This is a genomic window from Sulfitobacter sp. 1A12056 (assembly GCF_043558125.1).
Classification (GTDB): domain Bacteria; phylum Pseudomonadota; class Alphaproteobacteria; order Rhodobacterales; family Rhodobacteraceae; genus Sulfitobacter; species Sulfitobacter faviae.
Map to the genome: position 1 here is coordinate 1 of NZ_JBIFFY010000025.1, position 1,402 is coordinate 1,402.

Annotated in this window: 1 protein-coding gene; it reads right to left on the reverse strand. The window is 64.4% G+C overall.

What is annotated here, in order from left to right:
* Window positions 1-67 precede the first annotated feature (67 nt).
* The gene (locus tag ACGYLD_RS17345; RefSeq protein ID WP_394403365.1) at window positions 68-1,264 is read right to left on the reverse strand and encodes an IS256 family transposase; all 1,197 of its coding nucleotides are present in this window, start codon (window positions 1,262-1,264) and stop codon (window positions 68-70) included.
* Window positions 1,265-1,402 lie beyond the last annotated feature (138 nt).

The following is a 1,402-nucleotide window of genomic DNA, read 5'->3' on the forward strand; positions in this document are numbered from 1 at the left end:
GGTAGTGTCCCGGGGAGTGGTGTAGGAGCTGGCGTCCACCTGCTTCTTCATAGCTGGTGTTGCTCGTTCACTGAGCGGCGATCATGGCCGTCTCTTCATCATGTTTGCACAGAGCGGTCAGCTTTTCCACCGGCATGTAGCGGCGGGAGACGGCCCACTCATCATTTTGCTCCAGCATGAGCGCCCCGACGAGCCGGATGACGGCCTCACGGTTGGGGAAGATACCGACGACATTGGTGCGCCGCTTGATCTCCTTGTTGACGCGTTCCAAGGGGTTGGTGCTGTGCAACTTTGAGCGCAGGCTCTCGTCGTAGGCCATGTAGGCCAGCACGTCGTGCTCGGCCTCGTCCATCAGCTCGGCGACATCGCGGAACCGATCACGCAGGCTGTCAGCGACCTCGCGCCAGCGCAGATGGGCCTGGTCGGGGTCCTTTTCGGCGAAGACGGTCTTCACCACGGCGCTGACCACCGGCTTGTTGGTCTTGCTCACCCGGGCCAGCAGGTTGCGCTGGAAATGCACCCGGCAGCGCTGCCATCCGGCCCCCAGGACCTTGCGCGCGGCCGCTTTCAGGCCCTCATGGGCGTCGCTGATCACGAGTTGCACGCCCCGTAAGCCGCGGCGCGTGAGCGAGCGCAGAAACTCGCTCCAGAAGGTCTCGGCCTCGGATGGCATGACGGTGATGCCGAGGATCTCCCGCCGCCCGTCGGTGTTGGCCGCCACGGCCACTATCACCGCCATGGATACGATCCGCCCGCCCTCGCGCAGCTTTACGTAGGTGGCGTCCAGCCAGAGGAAGGGCCAATCGCCCTCGAGGGGGCGGTTCAGGAACGCCTGCACCCGCTCGTCGATCTCCTCGCACAGCCGCGACACCTGGCTCTTCGAAGTGCCGGACAGCCCCATGGCGCGCACCAGGTCATCCACCGCGCGAGTGGAGACGCCTTGGATATAGGCTTCCTGGATCACCGCCATCAGCGCCTTCTCAGCGGTCCTGCGCGGCTCGAGAAAGGTCGGGAAGTAACTGCCTTTGCGTAGCTTTGGGATGTTCAGGCCGATGGTCCCCGCACGGGTATCCCACTGTCGCGGCCGGTAGCCGTTTCGCTGGTTCTCGCGGTCCGGGCTACGCTCACCATGCCCGGCCCCGCAGACAGCGGCCACTTCGATGTCCATAAGCCGCTGCGCGGCGTCTTGGATCAGCTCGCGCAGAAAATCCGCGTCATCGCTCTTGGCGATCACCCCCGGAAGGTCGATTATGGTCTCGGTCATCGTGTTCTCCTTCGTTGTTGTCGGTCGTTGAACAACCTCAAACTACGAAGAAACGCGGTGGCCGCCAGCCCGGCCGCGCGCTGCGCTAAGCCGAAGGCTTCGCGCGCGGCCTCATACACCACGGGTTGGGACACAACC